28 protein-coding genes and 1 other RNA gene are annotated in these 22,547 nt (G+C 57.6%); 24 read left to right on the forward strand and 5 right to left on the reverse strand.

Annotation, left to right across the window (positions count from 1 at the left end):
* The first annotated feature begins 4 nt into the window (after positions 1–4).
* From PspR84_RS04150 to PspR84_RS04235, 18 genes are read left to right on the forward strand one after another with little or no spacing between them, the layout of a single operon-like run.
* Positions 5–1,216, forward strand: a complete 1,212-nt coding sequence (locus PspR84_RS04150; protein ID WP_160055709.1) for a phage portal protein — start codon at positions 5–7, stop codon at positions 1,214–1,216.
* Positions 1,200–1,844 (forward strand): HK97 family phage prohead protease, encoded by a 645-nt coding sequence (locus tag PspR84_RS04155; protein WP_160055711.1) that lies wholly within the window; start codon positions 1,200–1,202, stop codon positions 1,842–1,844. The genes PspR84_RS04150 and PspR84_RS04155 overlap by 17 nt, the downstream gene beginning before the upstream one ends.
* Positions 1,841–3,046 (forward strand): phage major capsid protein, encoded by a 1,206-nt coding sequence (locus PspR84_RS04160; protein WP_160055713.1) that lies wholly within the window; start codon positions 1,841–1,843, stop codon positions 3,044–3,046. Before PspR84_RS04155 ends, PspR84_RS04160 begins: the two co-directional genes overlap by 4 nt.
* 57 nt (positions 3,047–3,103) lie before the next feature.
* The gene (locus tag PspR84_RS04165) at positions 3,104–3,322 is read left to right on the forward strand and encodes a hypothetical protein (RefSeq protein ID WP_160055715.1); all 219 of its coding nucleotides are present in this window, start codon (positions 3,104–3,106) and stop codon (positions 3,320–3,322) included.
* Positions 3,323–3,622, forward strand: a complete 300-nt coding sequence (locus PspR84_RS04170) for a head-tail connector protein (protein ID WP_160055717.1) — start codon at positions 3,323–3,325, stop codon at positions 3,620–3,622.
* Positions 3,622–3,954 (forward strand): head-tail adaptor protein, encoded by a 333-nt coding sequence (locus PspR84_RS04175; RefSeq protein ID WP_174244431.1) that lies wholly within the window; start codon positions 3,622–3,624, stop codon positions 3,952–3,954. The genes PspR84_RS04170 and PspR84_RS04175 overlap by 1 nt, the downstream gene beginning before the upstream one ends.
* Positions 3,955–3,964: 10 nt before the next feature.
* Positions 3,965–4,147, forward strand: coding sequence for a hypothetical protein (locus PspR84_RS04180; RefSeq protein WP_160055719.1), 183 nt, complete (start codon positions 3,965–3,967; stop codon positions 4,145–4,147).
* A gap of 3 nt (positions 4,148–4,150) precedes the next feature.
* Entirely contained in the window at positions 4,151–4,729 is a 579-nt protein-coding gene (locus tag PspR84_RS04185) for an HK97-gp10 family putative phage morphogenesis protein (RefSeq protein WP_160055721.1), read from the forward strand.
* Positions 4,722–5,108 carry a DUF3168 domain-containing protein gene (locus PspR84_RS04190; protein WP_160055723.1) on the forward strand — a complete coding sequence of 129 codons (387 nt, stop codon included), beginning with the start codon at positions 4,722–4,724 and terminating at the stop codon, positions 5,106–5,108. Before PspR84_RS04185 ends, PspR84_RS04190 begins: the two co-directional genes overlap by 8 nt.
* Before the next feature lie 55 nt (positions 5,109–5,163).
* Entirely contained in the window at positions 5,164–5,661 is a 498-nt protein-coding gene (locus PspR84_RS04195; protein ID WP_127648850.1) for a hypothetical protein, read from the forward strand.
* Between the two features lie 39 nt (positions 5,662–5,700).
* Positions 5,701–6,027: a hypothetical protein gene (locus tag PspR84_RS04200; protein WP_160055725.1), complete on the forward strand. Its 327-nt coding sequence runs from the start codon at positions 5,701–5,703 to the stop codon at positions 6,025–6,027.
* Positions 6,028–6,068: 41 nt separating this feature from the next.
* Complete coding sequence (locus PspR84_RS04205; protein WP_160055727.1) at positions 6,069–6,278, forward strand: hypothetical protein; 210 nt, start codon at positions 6,069–6,071, stop codon at positions 6,276–6,278.
* Positions 6,279–6,338: 60 nt separating this feature from the next.
* Positions 6,339–6,749, forward strand: coding sequence for a hypothetical protein (locus PspR84_RS04210; protein WP_160055729.1), 411 nt, complete (start codon positions 6,339–6,341; stop codon positions 6,747–6,749).
* A gap of 54 nt (positions 6,750–6,803) precedes the next feature.
* The gene (locus PspR84_RS04215; RefSeq protein ID WP_160055731.1) at positions 6,804–10,232 is read left to right on the forward strand and encodes a tape measure protein; all 3,429 of its coding nucleotides are present in this window, start codon (positions 6,804–6,806) and stop codon (positions 10,230–10,232) included.
* A complete protein-coding gene (locus PspR84_RS04220) occupies positions 10,232–10,576 on the forward strand; it encodes a phage tail protein (RefSeq protein ID WP_160055733.1) in 345 nt (114 codons plus the stop codon). Before PspR84_RS04215 ends, PspR84_RS04220 begins: the two co-directional genes overlap by 1 nt.
* 54 nt (positions 10,577–10,630) lie before the next feature.
* Complete coding sequence (locus PspR84_RS04225; protein WP_160055735.1) at positions 10,631–11,332, forward strand: phage minor tail protein L; 702 nt, start codon at positions 10,631–10,633, stop codon at positions 11,330–11,332.
* 3 nt (positions 11,333–11,335) lie between these two features.
* Positions 11,336–12,118: a Mov34/MPN/PAD-1 family protein gene (locus tag PspR84_RS04230; protein ID WP_160055737.1), complete on the forward strand. Its 783-nt coding sequence runs from the start codon at positions 11,336–11,338 to the stop codon at positions 12,116–12,118.
* The gene (locus PspR84_RS04235; RefSeq protein ID WP_160055739.1) at positions 12,115–12,699 is read left to right on the forward strand and encodes a tail assembly protein; all 585 of its coding nucleotides are present in this window, start codon (positions 12,115–12,117) and stop codon (positions 12,697–12,699) included. Before PspR84_RS04230 ends, PspR84_RS04235 begins: the two co-directional genes overlap by 4 nt.
* A gap of 42 nt (positions 12,700–12,741) precedes the next feature.
* On the opposite strand, the gene PspR84_RS04240 is transcribed toward PspR84_RS04235, so the two are convergent.
* Complete coding sequence (locus PspR84_RS04240) at positions 12,742–13,098, reverse strand: hypothetical protein (protein ID WP_160055741.1); 357 nt, start codon at positions 13,096–13,098, stop codon at positions 12,742–12,744.
* Between the two features lie 134 nt (positions 13,099–13,232).
* Here PspR84_RS04240 and PspR84_RS04245 point away from each other — a divergent pair, with 134 nt between their 5' ends.
* The 6 genes from PspR84_RS04245 (at position 13,233) to PspR84_RS04270 (ending at position 20,033) form a co-directional block, all read left to right on the forward strand.
* The gene (locus PspR84_RS04245; protein WP_160055743.1) at positions 13,233–16,856 is read left to right on the forward strand and encodes a phage tail protein; all 3,624 of its coding nucleotides are present in this window, start codon (positions 13,233–13,235) and stop codon (positions 16,854–16,856) included.
* A gap of 3 nt (positions 16,857–16,859) precedes the next feature.
* Positions 16,860–17,216 carry a hypothetical protein gene (locus PspR84_RS04250; RefSeq protein WP_160055745.1) on the forward strand — a complete coding sequence of 119 codons (357 nt, stop codon included), beginning with the start codon at positions 16,860–16,862 and terminating at the stop codon, positions 17,214–17,216.
* Positions 17,217–17,458: 242 nt separating this feature from the next.
* The gene (locus PspR84_RS29575) at positions 17,459–17,875 is read left to right on the forward strand and encodes a hypothetical protein (RefSeq protein WP_238785218.1); all 417 of its coding nucleotides are present in this window, start codon (positions 17,459–17,461) and stop codon (positions 17,873–17,875) included.
* Positions 17,876–17,901: 26 nt separating this feature from the next.
* Positions 17,902–19,041 (forward strand): tail fiber domain-containing protein, encoded by a 1,140-nt coding sequence (locus tag PspR84_RS04260; protein ID WP_160055749.1) that lies wholly within the window; start codon positions 17,902–17,904, stop codon positions 19,039–19,041.
* Between the two features lie 60 nt (positions 19,042–19,101).
* Positions 19,102–19,524, forward strand: coding sequence for a cell wall hydrolase (locus PspR84_RS04265; protein ID WP_160055751.1), 423 nt, complete (start codon positions 19,102–19,104; stop codon positions 19,522–19,524).
* Positions 19,524–20,033 (forward strand): lysis system i-spanin subunit Rz, encoded by a 510-nt coding sequence (locus tag PspR84_RS04270; RefSeq protein ID WP_160055753.1) that lies wholly within the window; start codon positions 19,524–19,526, stop codon positions 20,031–20,033. Before PspR84_RS04265 ends, PspR84_RS04270 begins: the two co-directional genes overlap by 1 nt.
* A gap of 25 nt (positions 20,034–20,058) precedes the next feature.
* Here the strand turns inward: PspR84_RS04270 and PspR84_RS04275 are convergent, their stop codons facing one another.
* From PspR84_RS04275 to ssrA, 4 genes are all read right to left on the reverse strand, one after another.
* Positions 20,059–20,523 carry a hypothetical protein gene (locus tag PspR84_RS04275; protein ID WP_160055755.1) on the reverse strand — a complete coding sequence of 155 codons (465 nt, stop codon included), beginning with the start codon at positions 20,521–20,523 and terminating at the stop codon, positions 20,059–20,061.
* A gap of 347 nt (positions 20,524–20,870) precedes the next feature.
* Positions 20,871–21,251, reverse strand: a complete 381-nt coding sequence (locus PspR84_RS04280; protein WP_160055757.1) for a hypothetical protein — start codon at positions 21,249–21,251, stop codon at positions 20,871–20,873.
* Positions 21,252–21,343: 92 nt separating this feature from the next.
* Positions 21,344–21,871 (reverse strand): Panacea domain-containing protein, encoded by a 528-nt coding sequence (locus PspR84_RS04285; RefSeq protein ID WP_160055759.1) that lies wholly within the window; start codon positions 21,869–21,871, stop codon positions 21,344–21,346.
* 234 nt (positions 21,872–22,105) lie between these two features.
* Positions 22,106–22,494: a transfer-messenger RNA gene (gene ssrA, locus PspR84_RS04290) on the reverse strand.
* Positions 22,495–22,547: the final 53 nt, after the last annotated feature.

Genomic DNA, 22,547 nt, shown 5'->3' on the forward strand with positions numbered 1-22,547 from the left:
CAATATGGCGTCTCGCTGGTACAACCCAATGAGCTGGAGTTTCTTTGGCTTCAACGACCCCAAGACGGGCGAATATGTTGAGGTACAGACAGACATCGGCGGACAGACGCGCTCCGGCGCGGTCATCACCCCCAAGAAAGCCATGGCAATTCCCATTGTCTGGTCCTGCATCAAGATCCTCAGTGAGACGGTTTCAGGGTTGCCATTGAAGTTGTTCGAAGATCAGCCTGCCGGGCGGATTCTTGTGAAGGACAACAAGCGAGCGTTACGGATTTTGGCCAAGCCAAACCCGTACATGACGATGTTGAACTTCATCAAAGCAGCCGTAGTAAACATGGCCCTGCGCGGCAACGGGTACGCGATGATCGAACGAGCCGATAACGGGGACTTCATTGGCCTGGTGCCGGTCGGTGCCGATGCGGTCGAAATCGATACCGAAGACGATCTGCTGTATTGGGTGACCCTCAACGGGAAGCGCTTCCCTGTCTCGCCTCAGAACATGCTGCATTTCAAGTTGTTCAGCGCTGACGGAATCTGCGGTCTCTCACCGGTTGAATTCCACAAGGAAGCCATGGGCCTGGCCAAAGCGGCGCAGGACTGGTCGGCCCGCTTTATGCGAAAGGGCGGCTTCACCGGTGGCTATGTCATTTACGAAAACTTCCTCACGTCCGAGCAGCGCGACCAGGTGCTGAACAAGTTTCCGAAGATCCGCGACGGAGACGTCGAGGACATCGGGAAGATGGGACTGCTCGAAGGTGGGCCGACCATAGTGCCTGCTGGCATGACCCAGAAGGACAGTCAGTTCATCGAGTCCCAGCAGTTTCAAGAAGAAGCGCTTGCCGGCATCTGGGGCGTTCCGCTGTACCTGGCCAACCGCGCAGGTAAGACCTCAATCATGGGATCGAACCTGGAGCAACAAACCAGCGGCTTCATCACGTTCGGCTTGAGCCCCTACATCAAGGCTATCGAAGACGAGATCAACGACAAGCTGTTCGCAGGAACTGCCTTATTCGTCGAGTTCGTTGTCGAGGGGCTGCTGCGCGCAGATAGCGCAGGCCGGGCCACTTACTACAAGGGCGCCCTCGGCGGCTCCGGCGGATCTGGCTGGATGACCATCAACGAGGTCCGCCGTAAAGAAAACCTTCCTCCGCTGGCTGGCGAAGAATACGACCGGGTCACCCGGTGGGAGATGCAGACCAATGTTCAGCAAGATTGAAGTGCCCTTTGAAGTAAAGGCCAGTGATGACGCCGGTAACTTCGAGGGATATGCAGCGGTATTCAACAACGTTGACCTGGGCGATGACGTCATCCTCTCGGGCGCATTCACCAAGGTTAAAACCACTCGCGGCGGCCGCCTGAAGTTGGCGCTGTTTCACGACCTCACTCGACTGGTGGGCTCGGCAGACTTTACCCAAGACAGCCACGGGCTTTACATCAAAGGCAAAGTCAACTTGGCAGTGAGCTATGCCCGCGACGCTTACGAGCTGATGAAGGAGGGCACGCTCGACAGTATGTCGATCGGCTTCAACACGATCCTTGCGGCATACGAAGAGCGGGAAGGCCGCACCATCCGCATCATCAAGCAGGCGGAACTCTGGGAAGCATCATTGGTGCCTTTCGGGATGAACCCAGAGGCGCAAGTCCTCACCGTGAAATCTGACATTCGACTTTTCGAGAACGCCCTTCGCGAACGTATTGGGCTTTCTCAGAAAGAGGCGGCAGCCGTCGCCTCACTCGGCTATCCCGCGCTACGCCGTGACGGCGGCAGCGAGGCCACGGCGATCGTGGAAGGGCTGAAATCACTCTCCACCACTTTTGATAATTTTTTTAAGGTGTCGCCATGACCGATCCAATTCAAGAAGTTAAAACCACGCTCGAAACCCAACTGAAGGAAGGCTTCACTGGCTTGCAAAAGAAGTATGACGCTGTCGCCGATGAAATGCAGAAAGGCAACACTGTCACCACCGAAATGAAATCGCAGATCGAAAAGCAGAAGGGCGAAATCGAGCGCGTCATCGAGCAGGTCCAGAAGCTGGAAGAGAAGGGCATCAAGCTGCGCAGCCAGCCCGGCGAGGCGAAGAGCTTCATCGATCTGGTGAAAAATGACGATGCCTACAAGTCGCTGCAGGCGAAGAGCGTTTCCCTGGCCGATATCGAAGTCACGAAGTCCGACATGGCCAGCATGAAGGAAATGAAGGTCACCAGCGCCGGAATCGTTGCGCCGAACTATGACCCGGTCATCCAGCCCGGCATCCGCCAGGAGCTGCGCATCCGCGATCTCTTGACCACCGTGCCAGTGTCCGGTCAGAACTACACCTACTTCAAAGAAAACCTGCACACCCGCGGCGCCGCTCCGGTCGCGGAAGGTGGCCTGAAGCCAACCAGCAACGTGACCTTCACAACCCAAACCGACCGGGTCAAGAAGATCGCCGTCTGGATGCCCGTGACCGACGAGGCGCTGGACGATGTTCCTCAGCTGATGGCCTACCTGCAGGAGCTGCTGCGCTACGACCTCAAGCTCGAGGAAGAGCGTCAGATCCTGAAGGGCGACGGCACCGGCGAGAACCTGAACGGCCTGATGACCCAGGCCACCGTGTACGACGCGGCGCTGACCAAGGCTGGCGATACGGCAATCGATCTGGTGCGCCGCGCGATCTACCAGGTTCGAAAGCAGTCGATGCTCTCCGCCGACGGCGTTGTGATGACCGAGCTCGACTGGATGAATATCGAACTTCAAAAGGACGGCGAGAACCGCTACCTGTTCGCGAACCTTCAAGGTCTGGTTACACCGGTGCTCTGGGGCCGCCCAGTGGTGACTTCCGACAGTGTCGACGAGGGCGATGCTGACACTGGCGGCGAGTTCCTGGTGGCGAACTTCGCTCGCTCGTCGGTGCTGTTCGATCGTATGTCGTTCCTGTTCAAGATGGGCCTGATCAACGATCAGTTCATCAAGAACGAACGCGCGCTGCTGGTTGAAGAGCGCCTCGGCCTGGGCGTGCGCCGTCGTGAAGGTTTGGTCAAAGGCCGCTTCACCGTCGCGGCCTAACCCCCGCAGTGTTCGATGGCCGGCCTTTGTGCCGGCCTTTTCGTTTCAGGAGGCAATATGAAAATCAAAGCATTGTGGGGATTCGCGGGAAACGCGACGTTGCTGGGTGCCGACTCGAGTTCGGTGAGGGCTGGCCAGGTGTTCGACGAAGTCGATGATGAATACGGCCATACCTTGATTGGCAAGGGGCTGGCGGAGGAAGTCGACGGTGATGGCAAGACGAAGACTTCCGCGCCCAAGCAATCGAAGGCAACGGCCCCGAAAGAGAACAAGTAAATGATCGATCTGGCACGCGTGAAGCTCCACCTGCGAGTAGACGGCGACGACGAGGATTCGCTCATCACCGGTTACCTCGAGGCCGCAAAAGCGCACGTGGCCATGCACTGTGATCGTGAGCTCGTCGAATCGGCGCCGACCGGTCCTGAGCAAATGGCGTTCACTCCGGATGTCGAGCAGGCGGTACTGCTGCTCGTTGGTCACTGGTACGCCAACCGCGAGGCCGTGGTGATCGGCACTATCTCATCGGCTGTTCCTCTGGCCGTTGACCGACTTCTCTGGCCCAGGAAGCGTTTCTGATGAGAGCAGGCCCAATGCGTCACCGGTGCGCTATCCATAAAGAGGTGCGCACTCCGAACGGTTCTGGTGGCTTCAATGTCGTCTGGACTGAGGTTGGAAAACTGTGGGCTGAGATAACCCTGCCGACTGGGCGCATTGCACCGGTGGCTGAGCAATTGAAGGTTGTGGTTACCGCCGAGATCCGCGTCCGGCCAAGGGCCGATGCCGTCGCAGGAAATCGCATCGTGCACACGGCGAGAGGAATCACCACCACCTACCTGATCGGCGCTGCGCTGATTGACAACGAGCACAGCATGCTCCGGCTGCTTTGCTCAAACGTCCCCAACCCTTGAGGGTGAATTTATGAGAGTTATTGCACTGGGCGCCTTGTCTGGCGCTACTGGCGATCGAGAGAAGGGTGAAGAGTTTACGGTCGACGCCAAGCTCGACGCCAAGCTCGCCGCCGATCTGCTCGCGCGTGGACTGGTGGAACCGGTTACCGAGTCAGCCCCGCCCGCTGAAAAGGCCGCCAAGGCCAAGGAGTAGGGCATGGCCGCTCGCCGATCCCGCATGTCGGGCGACTTCAAGTTACGCCGGACGCTGCGCAACATCCACGCAACGATGGATAACGAGCTGGTCGGCGTGATGAAGGAAAGCGCTGAGCAGATCCTGGCAACGATGAGGCAGCTGATACCGAAGGATACGGGCGCCGCCTCGGCTGCACTGAAGGTGTTCGTGTCAAAGAGCGGCCTCAATGCCGAGATCGGTATCCGGGGCAAGCGCGACACGCAGCGCTTCTTCTACCTCCGCTTCCTTGAGTACGGCACCAAGGGTTACAGCGGCACCCTGTACCGAAGGGCTGATAAAAACGCGGTGGGCGGTGAGCACACCAACAACCGCGACAAATCAAAGCTGTCTGGTCGACGGAATGCGTTGCGCGCCCGGGACACGAAGAACAAGTCCGACGGCTCCACGTTCTACGGTAAGTACCCGGACATCCCGGCCCGGCCGGCTCATCCCTGGTTGCGTCCCGCGAAGGACGTGAACCGTGAATTCGTATTGGCCAACATCCGCGCCGCGGTGGCCAGAACGCTGCACAAGGCCAGCGTGGGAGCAAGCGATGAGTGATCCGTCTGTTGCTCTGCAGGAAGCACTGTTCGCTCGGCTTGAGGCCGAGGTCTCGTGCCCGATCTACGACGGCGCGCCCATGGATACAGATATGCCGTACGTCTCGATTGACCGGGAGATATCCACCAACACCACGCCAATCGCCGGCCGCAAGCGTGAACAGCGTCTGATCTACCTGTCGGTGTGGTCGGATGCCCACGGTCAGGCCGAGGTGAAGCGCATCCTCGGCGAAGTTGTAGCAGCCCTTGATGAGCGCCGCCTGCCATTGGCCGTCGGCCGCGCTGTATCGGTTCGGGTCGAACAAGCCGACGCCCAGCGTGATGCTGACGGCGTCACGTACCAGGGATCGATCACGGTCCGCGTTATAACCACCCACTAAAACCCACACCCGGCCGCACCGCGGCTTTATCCAATGTGCCTTTGGAGGAACCCCCATGGCCGAAGACAACCTCAACACAGCCGCCGGCTGCCGGATCGGCATCGGTAGCAAGAACGGTGCTGATACCGAAGCACTCTACAAGGCAGACACCTACGTCGATATCGGCGAGGTGGAAGACCTTGGCGAGTTCGGCGATACGTTCAGCTCCGTGACCTTCACCTCTCTGCGCGATGGCCGCGTGCGCAAGTACAAGGGCACCGCTGACGCCGGCGACCTGACTCTGACCGTAGGTCTGGACAACGGCGATCTGGGCCAAGCGAAGCTGAAGGTTGCGCACAAGGATCGCAGTAAGGGCGATTACAACATCAAGATCACCCTGAACGATGGCGATCCGGATGCTACCCCGGCGCTGCTGCCGACCACGTTCTACCTGCGCGGCAAAGTGATGAACAACACCGTCGCCGCCGGCGCCGCTGACAACGTGGTTCGCCGCAACGTCACGATCGGCATCAACTCCGACATTCTGGAAATCCTCCCGGCTGCCGCTGCCTAACCTGCGGGGCTTCGGCCCCGACTCCAAAGGATTCGAAACATGAGCAAGACTCTTCACGGTACCGTCGAAATCAAGCTCGATGACGAGACGTACACGCTCCTGCCCACGCTTGGTGCGGTTCGGGCGATCGAGGCTCACTTCGGTGGATTGCGCGGCGCCTCTCAGGCAATCAACGCCCTTAGCATCGACGGTTGCGCAGTGATCATCGCCAGCGGCGCAGGCCTGAAAGGCAAGGAGGCCGAGGCGGTCGCCGAGCAGGTCTGGCAGACCGGCGTGTTGGAAGTGTCGGTGCAGCTGAACGCTTACCTGGTGGCGCTGTACAACCCGAAAGGCCCCGACGCGGGAAAGGGCAAGCCGGCGGCGTAAGTGCCGTAGAAGACGGCAGCTATGTTGACCGGCTCTACGCGGTGGCCACGGGCTGGCTGGGCTGGCCTCCCGATCTAGCCTGGCGTACGCCGATGCCTGAGCTCTTTCTGGCAATGGACGCCAAGATCGAGTGGGCACAGATGACCAACCCCTTCGGCGGCGGCAAAACGAAATCCAAGGAGGGCAAGCCATCGCCTTCTGCTGTGGCTGACAAACTGCGGCAGGCGCTGACTGGCAGGAAAGTTGGGTGACGCCAGCAGTTCACTTCCTATTTTGCTAACCTCCCTAAGTTAATTTTGGAGGTAAACGGTATGAAGTTGTCTTTTGCGGCCGGTGTTTTTGCGTTTTTCGTTGTGGCAACCGCAATGGCCGAAGAGAAGAAAGTGGCACCCATTGACGCTGAGATGGGGGGCCAAGTTTACCTGTGTGGTTTGAAGTCACAGATGGCTGCGTCTGCAAAAGGAAAGCAATCAAAAACAATTAGCGATGATGCTCAGGCCTGTGCAACTGAAAGCAGAGACAAGATCAAGGCTCTCGTCAAATCAGAATACGATAAGTATCCCGAGGGCGACGTTATGCGAGAAAGGATCAAGGCTCTCTACTCTGCTTATTTAAGCTATTTGGATTCGGCTATGTGGGGTCGCGACCTCACCGAAAGCAAGGAGGCCCGGGACTTCAAGGACCGCGTTAACGACTACAAGGCCGAAATCAATCTTCGGTAATGAATGAGTAAGTACAGCCCGCTTCGGCGGGCTTTTTATTGTGCGGAGAAAAGCATGGCAGACACAGACGTTCAAGGGATGCTGGTCCGCATCGAGGCGACCACCGCGCAGCTCCGCCAGGAAATGGCGCGTGCGGATTCCAGCGTGGCCCAAGCGTCTGGGAAGATAGATAAAAGCCTTGGGCGTATTGATGGGGCTTTTGACCGTGCTGGCGAGCAGGCGGTGCATGCTTCCGGCCTGATAAAGAGTGCTCTGGCAGCCGCCGTTGGCGCTGCCTCAGTCGGGAAAATCATCGAAGCTGCCGACTCGTATGGACAGATGTCTGACCGGATCGGTATGGCCACCACCAGCGTTGGCGAGTACGACCAGGTGCAGGCTCGTCTGCTGGAGACCGCCAAGCGCACCTATCGTCCACTGAGCGAGGCTCAAGAGCTTTACATCCGCACAGCGGACAGTTTGAAGTCGATGGGCTACAACACCAGCCAAGCGCTGGATGTGATGGACAGTTTCAGTTTTCTGTTGGTGACCAACTCGGCATCAGCTGACAAGGCCAGTGCGGCCATCGATGCTTATTCGAAGGCGCTGCAAACCGGCAAGGTTGAAGCTGATGGCTGGCAATCGATCCTTGCAGCTATGCCGACAGTGGTTGACACAATTGCGAAGTCTACCGGCAAGACCACCGAGGAAATACGTAGCCTTGGCGCCCAAGGCAAGCTCAGCCTGGATGTGCTTACCGAGGGCTTACAGAAGTCTGCCGAAGCCAACGGGATTTTGGCTGATGGCATGAGTGTGGCGGTGCGAGATGCGGTGCAGAATCTGTCGAACGCCTTCACCGTTTACGCGGGGCGCCTGAATGAAACGACTGACTTTGCTGGAGTTTTGGCCAGTGGCATTAGCGTTCTGGGCGATAACTTCCAGACCTTGGCCGATGTGGCCCTTGTCGCCGCGATTGCCGCCCTAACCCGATACGGAGTGACCTCCGCTGACTCCGCCGCGGTGGCTGTGTATTCAGCGTTCAAGGATGCCGCTGCGCGCAAGGCCCAGGCTGCCGCTGTTCTGCTCGCCGCACAGGCCGAGCAGCAGAAAGCTCAGACCTCGGTGTTTCTCGCTGAAAAGGAGGCCTTGGCCGCACGCGGTACTGCAGTTCAGACGCAAATGTCTATTCAGTTGGCCGAAGCCCGGATGGTTGAGGCGCGAGCTACGAACGCCGTAGCGGTCGCACAGGCGGGGGTGAGCAGAGCCGGCGGCGTAATCATGGGGGTTCTCGGAGGGCCGCTCGGTATTGCATCGCTCGCCATCGGAGCGGCGACCGCCTTCATCACGTTGCGGGACAACACCAGCGTTCTCGAGCAAAAGCTTGGGGATCTCGGAGACCCGATTGATAAATTGATCGAGCGATTTGGGAAGCTGAATCGGGCAACTCAGTCTGTCACTCTCGACCAGCTCAAGTCGAAGGTCGAGGACATGCAGTCCGACCTCGGTCAGATGTCCGAGGCGATTGCCGACAAGTTTGAAAATGACCTGCGAAATATGGGGGGAGCTGGTGCCGACGGTCTAATGGCCGGTCTGGCGCCCTTGCCCTCGGATGTCCAGGGTGCGCTAGATTTGGTGCGCAAAGCGTCAAAGGATCAGGCCGCGGGGATTGTTGTCGATTGGCTGGCGGTGGTTGAGCAGGTTCGGCTGGTCCCTGGCGTCATGACCTCGATGACTGATTCCATCAGAAATAGCCAGGGACCTGTTACCGATTTGAGTGCGGCGCTGGACGCGCAACGTGAAATTCTTGCTCGGCTTACCGGGGAGACAGATGCTAATACCGTAGCTCGCGGAAAGAACAATGCCGCCATCGCTGCTGCTGATCAGGCTGGACAGAAATACCTTGAGCAGTTGCAAAAACAACTAGGTGCCGCACAAGACAAAACAGCCCTTGAGGCTGCCAACCGGTTCATTTCTGAAAATACAGATCTAACTGAAGGGATGGCCGTTGCGATTCGCTCGGCCGCAGCCGCCAAGGACGCGCAGAAGGCCTCCGACGATGCTGCAGCCAAGGCATTGAAGAAGAACATCAGCGAAACAGAGTCAGCGACGAAGAAACAGCTCAAGGATTTCGAGTCGGCTGAGGAGAGTTACAAGCGCCAGATTGAGCTGATCAACACCACCGGTAACAAGCAGAAGGATGCTACCGAGATTCAGAAGCTATCGTTCGAACTCCAAGAAGGGAAGCTTGGAAAGCTGAGCGAGGCGCAAAAGAAAAAGCTCATGGGTATGGCCGCCGAGCTGGATGCGCTGAACAAGCTGAAGAAGGCGAACGAGGACGATCTGAAGCTGACGGCGTTCAAGAACGCCCAAGCGCTGACTACCCAAACCACGAAGGATGGCTTCGACCAAGAGCTTGCCGGCGTTGGCATGGGCGACAAGGCGCGGGACCGGATGCGGGCCGACCTGGCACTGCGTCAGAAGTACGCCGCTGATGTGGCCAACCTTGAGGAGCAGCACAACACTGGCCAGCTTGAAGACCCGCTATACGCCAAGGAAACGGGGGTCCTTCAAAGTGAGTACGACAAGCGGCTGCAATACCAGCAGGACTTTTACGCTGCAACGGATGAGCAGCAAACAAACTGGATGGATGGCGTAAACGAAGCCTGGGCCAATTACGCCGATGCCGCGCGGGACTACTCGGCGCAGGCTGCTGACGTCACCAACACTGCGTTGAGCGAGGCGACCGGTGGGTTGGGTACGTTCTTCTCGGATGTGGCCAGCGGCGGAGAGGATGCCGGTGACGCGCTGGGCGACATGATTGGCAACTTCGCCAAGTCGATGCTGAAGGCTTTGGGCGACATGGCGGCACAGTGGCTGATTTACCAAGGTGTGCAACTGCTGGTGGGCAAGTCCACTCAGGCGAGCGCCGCCGGCGCGATGGGGGCGAACGCTCAAGCCATGTCATTAACGGCGGGCCTCAACGCCTTCGCATCTACCGCGGCTATTCCGATCATCGGCCCAGCAGCGGCGCCGGCGGCAATGGCAACCGCGATGGCCGTTACCGGCCCTCTGGCCTCGGCTGTGGGCATGACTGCGCTGGCGGGTATGGCGCACGACGGTATCGACTCGGTGCCCGAGGACGGCAGCTGGTTTCTGCAAAAAGGCGAGCGAGTAACGACCGCTCATACCAGCGCGAAACTCGATGCCATGCTGTCGAGGATCGACAACAAGCTGGGCGGTTCTGAGCCACAAGCGCAGATCGGTGTAGGTAGTCTGGAGTCGTCTGGCAATGGGCGAGCGGCATTGGTTGGCGCTGGCCAGCCGGCGCAAGGCGGCAATATACAGATCGCGTTTAGCGCCCCTGTCAGCGTGCAGGCCCAGCCGGGCATGACGGATCAACAGGCGCAGATGCAGGGTGAATCCATCAGCGCCGGTCTGGAAGCGCAGTTCGGTCGGTTCCTCGATCGGGAGATGGGCCAAGGCGGGCGACTCTGGAGGAGGGTCTGATGGCCGAGGAATTTATCTACGACGTTGAGGTTGGCGCCGATGGCGATATCTCCCAGCGCACCTGGGAGAACGAATTCGGCGACGGTTACGTTCAGGCTGGCGGAATCGGGATCAACACGAAAAGCCAGGTTTGGAACCTCATGCACACCGGGTCGATGGAGCAAGGAGAGGAGCTGCCGCTGATCTGGGCGTTCCTCGATCGGCACGAAGGCTACAAATCTTTCCTTTGGACTCCGCCAGGCGGTGCCCGAGGAAGATACCGGTGCAACGGATACAAGCCCAAATCCGTCGGCCCCGGCTTGTTCACGCTGACATTCTCGTTCAAGCAGGTCTACACCCCCTGATCGAATGCGATCACCGACCCCGCCAAGTGCGGGGTTTGTTGTTTCTGGAGCCCTATGAATTACAACACCGATATTCAGAAGCTCGAGCCGGGCAATCAGATCCGGCTGTTCGAGCTGGATGCCACGCGCCTGGGCGCAAATATCTGGCGCTTCCATGGCCATGCCCAGGAGGGCGACATCATTTGGCAGGGGCGGGTTTACTCCCCGATCCAAATCACTGCGAAGGGGTTCGATATCCGGGGCGATGGTCGGCCGGCATCTCCAACGCTGCAGGTGGTCAATGAGTTGGATGGCGTACCTGGAGCCATCACAGCGCTGTGCTTGCAGTTCCGTGACCTTGCTGGCGCCAAAGTTCGAGTCATCGAAACGTTCCGGCATTTCCTCGACGCCGCAAACTTTCCAGAAGGCAACCCGGACGCCAACGATCAGAGCAAGGTCAACCTCTGGTACATCGAGCAGAAGACTGAAGAAACCCGCGCCGCGGTGGTGTTCTCGTTGTCGAGTCCGACGGACATGGAGGGGCAGCAGCTGCCGTCCCAACAGATCACAAAACTCTGCCGGTGGGCCTGTCGTGGCGGCTATCGGGGCGAGGCCTGCGCCTACATGGGCGGCGCGATGTTCACCAAGAAGAACGAACCCACCGACAACCCAGCGCTTGATCGCTGTGGCGGTTGGTGGAGCAGCTGCAAGCTGCGCGGCAACACTCGCCGGTTCGGCGGCTCAATGGGCGCGAGCCTGATCACCAGTTCGAGGTAATCCATGCGCATTAACAGACAGCTGCAGGACGCGATTCGCGCCCACGCGGAACAGTCGTACCCGGCTGAAGCCTGTGGCCTCCTGATCAACACCGCCGCCGGCCGCGAGTACGTGGCGTGCGCCAACCGGGCAAAGACAGATCGCGAAAACTTCCAAATCTGTGAGCGAGATCAGGCTGCCGCAGAGGATCGCGGCGAGGTGCTGGCGATCATTCACAGCCACCCTGACAAGTCGCCCGCGCCGAGCATGGCCGATCGCGTCAGTTGTGAGTTGCACGAATTGCCGTGGGGCATCGTCGGGTGTCCCGGCGGCGAGTTCGAATGGTTCAAACCTTCGGGATTTCAGGCTCCGCTGTTGGGCCGCGATTTCTCCCACGGCCTGCTCGATTGCTGGGCAGCGTGCCGCGACTGGTACGCACGCGAGGTGGGGCTGCAGTTGCCAAACTTCGAGCGACAGGATCTGTGGTGGGAAGACGAAGCCGGGCCGAGCCTTTATGAGGACAACTTCAAAGCCACGGGCTTTTATCAGGTGAGCGAGGCGCGGCGCGGCGACATGCTGGTGCTGCAGATCCCAACGCCGGGTCGCAACTGCTTCCACCCCAATCACGCAGTGATCTATCTGGGCGACGAACCTGCACTGGTGAGCGAACCCGCTGCCACTCTCGGTGGTGCCGGGCCGTTCATTTACCACCATATGCCCGGGCGACTTGCCAGCCGTGAAATTTACGGTTGGTCGATGGCCAACCGGGTAAAGCTGATTCTCCGCCACAAGGATTACCGACCATGAAGCGCACCATCAAACTCGGCGGTGTTCTGGGTAAGCGTTTCGGGCGCGAGTACGTCCTTGATATCAATGGCGTGCTGGATGCCACAAGCGCGCTATGCAACCTGAAGCCAGGCTTTGAGCAGTTCATGCGCACCGCAGAAGAGCGGGGTCTGGTCTTCGCTGTATTCGTCGACGAGCGCAATATCGCCCCGGAAGAACTGGGCATGAAAGACACCGGCGCCGGCGACATTCGCATCATGCCGATCATCCAGGGCAGCAAGCAGGCGGGCATGTTTCAAACGCTGCTGGGCGTGGCGCTGATCGTGGCGGGCTTATTCACCGGCGGTACCACCTCGGCGTTGGGCATGGGGTTGCTGGCCACCGGCGCGGCTGTCGGATTGGGTGGTGTGGTACAGATTCTTTCACCCACCACCAAGGCCAACACCAGCGACCGCAACGAAGACGGCAATAACCCCAGTTACGGTTTCGGCGGCGCGGTGACTACCATCGCCCAAGGCAACCCCTATCCGTTGCTCTACGGCGAGCGAGAGATAGGTGGGGCTATCGAGTCCGGTGGCATCTACACCCAAGACAATGTTTAAAGTTTTTTCCGTACCCTGGGGGAATCTGCTTTTTCGATAGAGCTATTTATTTTTATTACCGCTTTGAATTCCCTGTTTTGCAGCTTTAGAAAGGGTGTGACCCGATTGTACGTGGCGTTTCCACTGTTTCTCACCAATCATGAATAACTCTGCGTGATCGAAGAACACCTCTGCTGATAGATCCCCGTTTTTAAAAACAGCGACGATTGGATTTGTCGTGTCGATGACTATCCCGTCTTCTAATAGCTTCAAAAAAAAGGCCACCATTCTTTTGGCTAAGTCGGGGCTTGAAGTGGACGCAATTTTCACTCCTAGTCGCATCACGCACCAAGTAGTTATGCCCGGGGATTGATCAGGTGAACCATCATCATTTGCTGGGTCGATGTGAAATTCAGTCATTACTTATCTCCTTGAAAAATTTTCAAAAGCTTTCCGTACGGCAGATTAATAAACACTAATTTTTAGCAAAAGAACATCGGGCTTTTTGGCCACCACTCAACCCGCCTCGGCGGGTTTTTTATTCTGGAGGGCGCATGAGCGCAGCAGCAAAGAAGGCTTCGTGCGCGGTACCGATAAAGCGCCGCTCTGTCACTGGTAGCAAGGGCGGGCAGGCCAAGCAAAAGCAGCCTAGCATCGCCACCAATAGCGTGCCGTCGATTGCTACCGCGCGCATCGTGTATCTCTGGAGCTGGGGGCCAATCGTTGGCCCTGTTAACGGACTGCGCTCAATCAAGCTCGATGGTACTCCGGTGCAGGCCGAAGACGGCACGCTCAACTACCCGGGTGTGAAATGGCAGTTTCGCACCGGAGAGCTGAACCAGTCCCGGCTTGAGGGCATCTCGGAAGCCAGCAATGAAATTCAGGTCAACCAGGAGCTGCGCAGCACCAGCCCCTGGCTGCACAGCATCACCAATTCGCAAATCGATGCGGTGCGGATCCGCTTTGCTTGGCCACAACTGCAGAGCCAGGATGCCAAGGGCAACATCAATGGCGTTCGAATCGAATATGTCGTTGAGATCTCCACGGACAGCGGCTCATATCTGCAAGCCCTGAGTTCGTTTGTTGACCGGAAAAACGTCACCAAGTACGAGCGATCGCATCGGATCGACTTACCCGTCGGCAGCCGCTGGACGATCCGCGCCCGGCGCCTGACGCCAGAGGCGAACAGCTCGTTGGTGCAAGACGGGATGCTGGTCGAGGCCATTGCCGAGGTTGTCGACAGCGATCAGGAATACCCGCTGACCGCCGTGGGTTGCCTCGAGTATGACGCCCAGCAATTCGGCGGCGATATCGCCAAGGTCGCGGCCCTGATGCGCGGCCGCATTATTCGGGTACCGGCCAACTACAACGCCGAGACCCGCACCTATTCCACTGGCGGGCCCGGTACCAGTAACGGTGTTTGGGACGGCACCTTCAAGGAGGCTTACACCAACAACCCGGCGTGGATCTTTTACGACCTGGTGCTGCATCCGTATTACGGCCTAGGCGAGCGCATCGACGCCACGATGGTTGATCGCTGGTCGTTGTACCGAATTGCCCAGTACTGCGACCAGATGGTGCCGGACGGCAAGGGCGGTCAGGTTCCGCGGTTCACCTGCAACCTGTATTTCCAGAAGCAGGCAGAGGCCTACGCAGTGCTGCAGGATCTTGCCTCGATCTTTCACGGCATGGCCTATTGGGATGGTAGCCAGATCGTCGTCAATGCCGACATACCTGGCGATCCGGTCTACACGTACAGTCCTGCTCAGATCCTGAACAACGGTGAAATCAAATACGAGGGCACTCGCGCACGGGATCGTCATACGCTGGCCATGGTCTCCTGGGACAATCCGGACCAAGGTTTTGAGACCGACAAGGAGCCGGTATTTGATGACGAAGCCATGACCGAGCTGGGCATGGTGCGCGAGCTCTCAGTCGATGCCATCGGCTGCACATCGCTGGGGCAGGCTCAGCGTGCCGGCCAGTGGGCACTGTTGACCGAACAGTTGCAAACACGCGGTGCCACCATGCGCGTGGGGTTGGATGGGCAAATTCCCAAACCTGGCCAAGTTATCGCTATAGCCGATCCGTCGTTGGCCGGGCGTGCGAATGGCGGGCGTATCTCGGCGGTCGCTGGCCGGGTCATTACGCTTGACCGGGACACTCCGGTTCCGGCAGGCGCTCGACTCCTCGTAAACCTGCCAAGTGGCAAATCGGAATCTCGAGTAGTCCGGTCTGCAGTCGGCCGGGCAATCACTGTCATGGCGGACTACAGCGAAGCGCCAGTAGCCGAATGCGGATGGGCGCTAGATTACGACGACCTGAAGCTGATGCAGTTCTACGTGCGCAACGTGACGCGCCCCGAGTGGCACCAGTTCCAGCTCGAGATGATTCAGCACGAGCCGAGCAAGTTTAACGCTATCGACTTCGGCGCCGTGGTTGATGTCCGGCCAATCACCGGTATTCCTATCGGCACACAGGCGGCACCGGCTCGGGTGCTGATTAGCCAGAACGTAGTAATCGAACAAGGCATTGCCGTGACCAGCATGTCCATCGCCTGGGACGCTGCGCCCGGCGCTGTTGGTTATGACGTTGAATGGCGGTGGGGCGCGCGGGAGTGGATCAAGGTGCCTCGTACCGGTGAGCTGATGGTCGATGTTCGCGGGATCTATTCAGGGCAGTACCTGGCGCGAGTTCGTGCGGTCAGCGCCATGAATGTCTCGTCGGTGCCGACCAACTCGGTGCTGACGGATCTGCTGGGTAAAACCGGCTTGCCGCCGGCGGTCACGCACCTGACTGCGACATCTTTGTTGTTCGGGATCGAACTCAAGTGGGGTTTCCCCGCTGGCGCAGAAGACACCCAGCGCACCGAGATCTGGTATGGCCCCTCGCCGTCTCGAGAGGCTGCGACGAAGCTTGCTGATTTGGCCTACCCGCAGAGCGACTACAGCATGCAAAGCTTGCTGGCGGGCGCCACGTTCTTCTTCTGGGCGCGGCTGGTGGATCGTACCGGCAACGTCGGTCCGTGGTACCCAGAAGGGATTGGCGTGATGGGGCAGGCCAGCTCCAACGCCGGTCCTATCCTTGAACTGATCAAAGGGCAGATCGGAGAGACCGAGCTCGGGCAGGACATCGTCGACAAAATAGATCTGATCCCAGGGCTGCAGGAGCAGATCGACGCGCTCGACGGGCTCAAGGGGTACGACCCGGAAGCTACCTACGTCGAATATGACCTGGTGGTACAGGGCAAGCGGATCTATCAGGCCACCGGCCCGGTACCGGCCGAAACCCCACCGCCGAACCCGCTCTACTGGCTCGATGTTGGGCAAACAGTGGAAACGGCCAACGGCCTCGCCCAGCAGGTAGCGACCAACACCACCGAGATTATCGAGCTCGACGGAGAGATCACCGCTCAGGCCACGGCTTTCGAAGCCCTTCGCGCCTCCTATCGGGACGATGATGGGGCTGGCGATCTCGCGGACGCCATCAAGGGCTGGACCAGTACGGCGGCAATCGCTTCTGAAAGCAAGGTCAGGGCCTCTGAAAACGAGGCAACCGCTCGGCGCATCACAACGTTTGACGCGAAAATCGCCGCGAACGAGGCCAACATCACCGAGCTTGAAGAGGTGGTAGCCACGAACGAATCGGCGACCGCGACGAAGATTGATCAGCTGAATGTTTCAGTTGCCGACAACTCGGCGGCCATTCAGCAGACGTCGAATGCCTACGCGGACACGGCCGGCAAGCTGAATACGATGTGGTCAGTGAAGATGCAGGTCACGGCGAATGGGCAGTACGTCGCCGCAGGTATCGGGCTCGGGATCGAGAACACCGGTGCCGGGCTGCAAAGCCAGTTCCTTGTGAGCGCGGACCGGTTCGCCATCGTCAACACCATTGCCGGCGGCGCGATCGCGGTGCCGTTTGCAGTGCAGGGCGGACAGGTGTTCATGAACTCGGCGTTCATCCAGGACGGAACGATCACCAACGCGAAGATCGGTAGCTATATCAGCTCCACCAACTACATCGCCGGCCAGCAAGGCTGGATCCTGAACAAAGACGGCACGCTCGAAATTAACGGCATCGTTCCAGGGCAGGGTCGCTTGGTGATCAATTCGCTGAACGTCTCGGTCTACGACGCCAACAACGTGTTGCGTGTTCGTCTCGGCTATCTGGGGTAATCAATGGCGCTATTTGGACTGCGTGTCTTTAACGAGAGCGGCCAGCTCGCCATGGATACCAACAGCTTCACCTATCAGGTGATCTGGCAGGGCGTGATTGATTTCAGTGGGACCGTGCCCAGCTACACAATCTCGATCCCCGGATTCAACCCTGCCAATTGCGTGTTCATGATCATCCCGACGAGGGCACAGGACGTGCAGTCGTCAGAGGCTGATGGCAATGGAAATTCAAAGTCTTACCCCTTTGTTACAACCTCGTCGGGTCAAGTTGTAGTGCTGAAGAAAAATCCTTCGGCGAGTGCTACGACCATTGGCTCCACTGTTGTAGCGAAGGGATACGCAATCAGGTTCTCAATATGACCTTTGGATTTCAAAGCATCAATGACAGTTCGTTTGTTCAGATCGATGCGGAAGCTCCACGGCTGTGCGTTTTGACCAGAGGATCCTATTCCGGGGTTAGCAATGCGTCAGGCGTTTTCGCGAGAGCAGTGACTAGTCAGGACCCACCGATTGTATTCATAAGGCCCGATCAAGGCGGGCCTGTACAGGTACCGATTTCGGTCTGGTTCACTGGCGGGCCTGGCAATTGGACGGGGTTTACGATGAAGGCGTCGAATGTGAATTCGACTCTAAGCGGCCAGTATTTCGTCGCCGCATGGGCCTCTATGGGTACAGCCGCCTACGGGATGCGCCTTTGGGATGAAAGCGCTGCACTTATTTACGACAGCGGTGCGCCAGCGGTGGTGGTTACTTTCGCTGCCGGTAACTGGACCTACCTCGGCAGTGAGGTATTGGTGACGGGCCGTAGATATATTTGGGGAATCAACAAATCTCTCGGAGTCGGCGAATACCTTTCACTCAACCCTTTCACGATGAACTGCCACAACGACGGTACCGGCGGAGGTTGCGCGCTTGGAGTCGATTATGTGAATGGTCGAATTCTGATGTACAGCCTCGCTAACACCGCCTGGACTGATCAAGGCCATCGACCGTTCCTTTGCGCAAAATTGTTGGCCTGACACTTAAACTTTTCTGGAGATACACAATGCCCTGGTACAAAACGGGAACGGTCTCTGTCACCCAAAATTCCAATGCGGTGATCGGCACGGGCACGGCCTTCATTGCCAACAGCCGGGTCGGTGATGGCTTTCGTGGACCTGACGGTCGATGGTACGAAGTCACCAACATTGCCAGCAACACGGCTCTGTCGATCTCGCCGGATTATGAGGGGCCGACAGCGGCAGGCGGCTTCTACTCCATCGTGCCGGTGCAGGGATACCAGAAGGATCTCGCTGACCAGGTGCGCTCGATCATCAACACTTACGGCGAGCAATTGGCTGCGCTCGGCACCACAGGCAATTACGACATTCTGCCGTTATCAAAGGGCGGCACGGGGGCAACGGACAAGCCCGGCGCTCGCTCCGCACTTGATCTGTCGGATACCAATGGCTTGCCGGAGGGGGACACCAACAAGTATTTCACGGGGTCCCGCGTCCTACAGTCGGTCTTGACTGGTTTGAGCACAGCTACCGCAGCGGTGGTCGCCGCTACCGACACGGTTCTGGTGGCGATCGGCAAGCTTCAAGCGCAAGTAACCGCGAGGGCGCTCAAAGGCAATAACAGCGATATAACGGGTCTTTCCGCCACCGCCTTCGTTCGCACAAGCGGAACAACGAATGTGGGTGCAGGACAGGGCCTCTATCAGCTTTGGAATACTGGTGCTGGCGGTTTGGTGGGGTCCGGTGACTGGGTTTGCAATCAGGGCGGTGGAACAGGGGGCTTTAGCTGGCGCTCCGTGAACCTCAACAACACCGCCACCGGCCCCACTATGACCTACACGTATGCGGGCAACTTGAACGTTCCGGGGACGGTAAGCCAGGGATCGGACCGACGGCTGAAGACAAACGATGTTGAAATTCTCGATGGCCTTGATCGAATTCTGCAAATCCGCCCGGTCGAGTTCGACCGCCGGGACTTCCTTGACTCCACCGAATACCCGCACCACGAGGTTGGGGTCATCGCTCAGGAGCTCTATGAGGTGACGCCGCTGTTGGTTACTCCTGCGGCTTCGGGAAGCGAGCAGGACATCTGGCGCGTGAATTACACAGGCCTGATCCCCTACTTGGTATCGGCTATCAAAACGCTAAAGGCCGAAATCGAGCAGTTGAAATCAACCCCCGAATAGAACTGCCTGAACAACACACAACCCGCCATCGAGCGGGATTTTTTTGCCTGGAGAAAAGTGATGCCAGTAACCGAGAAAGACCGAGACATCCTTGCGCGCACGCTGTGGGGCGAGGCTCGCGGCGAGGGAACGGGCGGCCAGATCGCCGTCGCCTGGACGATCCGCAACCGCGTGTTCGATGGTAAGGAAAAGTCGTGGTGGGGCGAGGGCTACGCCGGCGTCTGCCAAAAGCCGTACCAGTTCAGTTGCTGGAATAAGACCGACGCGAACTACCAGTTCCTGATCGGCGTGAAGCAGATCCCGTTCCGCGAACTGGCGCAGTGCCGTATCGCTGCTGACAAGGTGGTCGATGGCGCGGTACCGGATCCCACTGGCGGTGCCACGCACTATTACGCCACCAGCATCAAGGCGCCGGCCTGGTCGGCGAAGGCGAAGCAGACGCTGAAGTTGGGTGGTCACGTCTTCTTCAAGGATGTGCCGTGATGGCGTTGCCTTGGAAACTGGTCGGTGTGTTGGTGCTGGTGCTCGCTGGATTCGGCAGCGCTTGGCAGTTCCAGGACTGGCGCTATGACCGGCAGCTCTCCGAGCAGGCCAGGCTCAACGGCGAGACGCTGAATCAGCTTGCCGCGGCCAGCGCCGAGGCGCAGAAGGCCGAGCAGGACAAGCGCCTGGCGCTCGAGCAGCGACTGGCGGCCAGTGAGCAAACCCATTACAGGAAATTGAGCGATGCACAACGTGACCAAGATCGCATGCGCGATCGCCTTGCCACTGCTGATCTGCGGCTGTCAGTCCTCATCGGCGCGGACTCAGCCGGTGGCTGTGACGTGCCAAAAGCCACCGGCGCCGGCGGCGTGGATCATGCAGCCGTACGAGCCCGACTTGACCCAACGCATGCTCAAAGAATTATCGCCATCACCGACACCGGCGACCGGGGATTGATCGCACTGCAGGCGTGCCAGGATTACGTGCGGAAATTGGTTCGTGAGCGTTAATCCGACACAGCCCGATTTAGAGAAATCACTTAACCTGGCCGGCCTCGGAAGCTTGCGACGGTAGGGCCGGAGAGGTTTTAACTGAGCTCGCAAGAGCCGAGTTAATAGCTGTTTTGGTAATGTCTTTGAACGCATCTTGGGTAACAGTCCAAGCCACGCCACCTACCATTACGGCAATAGCAAAGAGAATCACAGCCACCTTGGACAGAACCGAAATTTTGTTCTGAACACCCCTCAATGAATCATCAAGCTTGTCTATTTTGGAGTCGGTTTTCTCGTCTGCTTTGCTGTGACGGTCCTCGATTTTGTTCAGCTGATCACGGAGGGCTTTCAACTGAGTTTCTATCGCGCCACTGCTTTTCTGAAGCTCCATGATCATTTGTAGAGTGAAGCTATGATCATGAGAGCTGAACGTTGAGGGAGGGCTTGAAGGTAATGTTCCAGGTGTAATGCCAGGTTGGCCGTCAGAGCCTGGAGTTCGTCCGCCCATGTCATGCCCCCCAGTTTCGTTTTATCCATTCCCATGTATCAGGAGTGGTTCGACCGTAGTATGAGCTGACCGAAAATACTATAGCGTTTCCCGAATTCCCTTCGCTTATGCCGAGCCTGTCGCTGAGCTCCTTGCTCGTGCCGACAAACGAAACGACGTACTCCCCGTTTGGAAGCACAAAATGCTGAAGGCCAGAGTTGGCGATCCAGGCTCCTGTACCCTTCGAGGCGTCAGTCGGGATAACTACGAAAATCGACATTTCTTTCCTTATCACTCTGCCAGAATGAATTACGTGTGGTCAGAGTGTAGCCAAATCAAGAGCTTTGGTTTGTAGAGGATTTATAGGGCTATTGCGAGCATGCAGAAAATGCCGCGCAGCACTGGGCTGCTAAAGCGCTAGGAATAGTCTTGGATATTTTTATCGCGGCAATGATTCTCTCTCGTAATTCCGGCGTCGTCATACCAAGGATCCATTCAGGATGGGCACATAGCTGATCAACCAACTCGGTGCGACTGTATGTACGAATTCGTGAGCAATCTACATGCGAATCCCAGCTCATGAACGGATGTTGACTGGCTTCGATCTGGACCTGGCATTTCGCCTTGTTTTCATTTTTTGCGATAAATGCTGAAATTCTGCTGTTGATTACGCACGTGAACGTGTCTTCGCTGACGTCGAGAACTACGAAGCGCTTCTCATGCATTCTTCCATCGTCCATTTCAGCCATAAACTTCACGACAACCCCCGGCTGAAGCTGTCGCTCAATCTGCGTCCTTGCGTAATCCGCAGGAAAAAGTCTCCCTAATGACATCCTGCGCCCTATGTATTGAGGTGTTCGATTATTTCATCTGCATTAGGAAGAGTGCGGACGATATCCATAGTCATCATTGCCTTGTTCGAACGGGCCCAGCCTTTGTCCCACGCCTCATCGTGACTGATTGTCGTGCGCTTACCGAAATCCATGTTTCCATATTCAGTAATTGCTTCGTCCAAGCATTCGACCTGAGCTGCCGACAGCTTCGATACGTCAGCCTCGCTTAACGCGATGACCTGAGACCCCTTGACCTCTAATGCGCCTTTAGTTGCGTCGACAAAGGACTCAGGTATGAAGCGGTTACGCTCGCCCCTGGCTGCTTTGATCACATCGTATGTTTTCGAGCCAACCGGCCCAAATTCCATTGCAATGTACTTGTCACCGCTGGGCATGAATCCATAGCGGGAAAAATGTAGCTTATCCGCAAAATACTGAATTTTCAGCACTTCGTGAATAGTGGGATTTTTTAGGCGTGCGGATACGTAAAGCATTACGTCCACCGCCACTTTAGGGGAAAATATTTCTTGCATCATCACCCCTCCTTCTCTGCAAAAACCATTTGAGCATCCTTTCTGTATTCAAGTATAGGTCACGCACATACGCATTCTATACCTGTTCATCCATACAGTGAAATTGAGCGGACTGATGGTTACGGTTTCGCGCACTCATGCTGTCATAACCCTGTCATTACAGAGCTAAATCCACCCTATCAGGCACAAAAAAGGCACTTTTGCTTATCGCTAAGTGCCTGATTTTTAACGCTTATTTGGTGGAGCCGGGGGGATTTGAACCCCCGTCCGCCAGTACTCCGCTGTCGGTACTACATGCGTAGCCGTTTCTATTAAGTTAACCCTCAGCGACCCGAAGGGCAGGGTGCTTTGGGCGAGTTGTGTAAGTTTTAGCCGCTTCGTCCACAACGTACTGCACGGCGATTCTGTTCTATATGACAATCATTTTGGGTTTACAGACATCCCCTGATGATTGCTGGACCCGAAGGTACCAGGAGCATTGTCAGCTGCAATTAAGCAGCGAGAGCAACACCGTATTGGTCGTCATTGGCAACTATAAGTAGTTGCAACAGTGGATTTACGACTTCTGTTACCAAGTCGGCATGCACCTAAAGTTTCGCAACCGGCGTCGAATCCTAAACGGCCCCGAACTCATTGCTCAGTACATCTGTTTGAGCAACAAGCGTGTGCAGTGTACGCC

The organism is Pseudomonas sp. R84 (assembly GCF_009834515.1).
In the GTDB taxonomy this organism is placed as follows: domain Bacteria; phylum Pseudomonadota; class Gammaproteobacteria; order Pseudomonadales; family Pseudomonadaceae; genus Aquipseudomonas.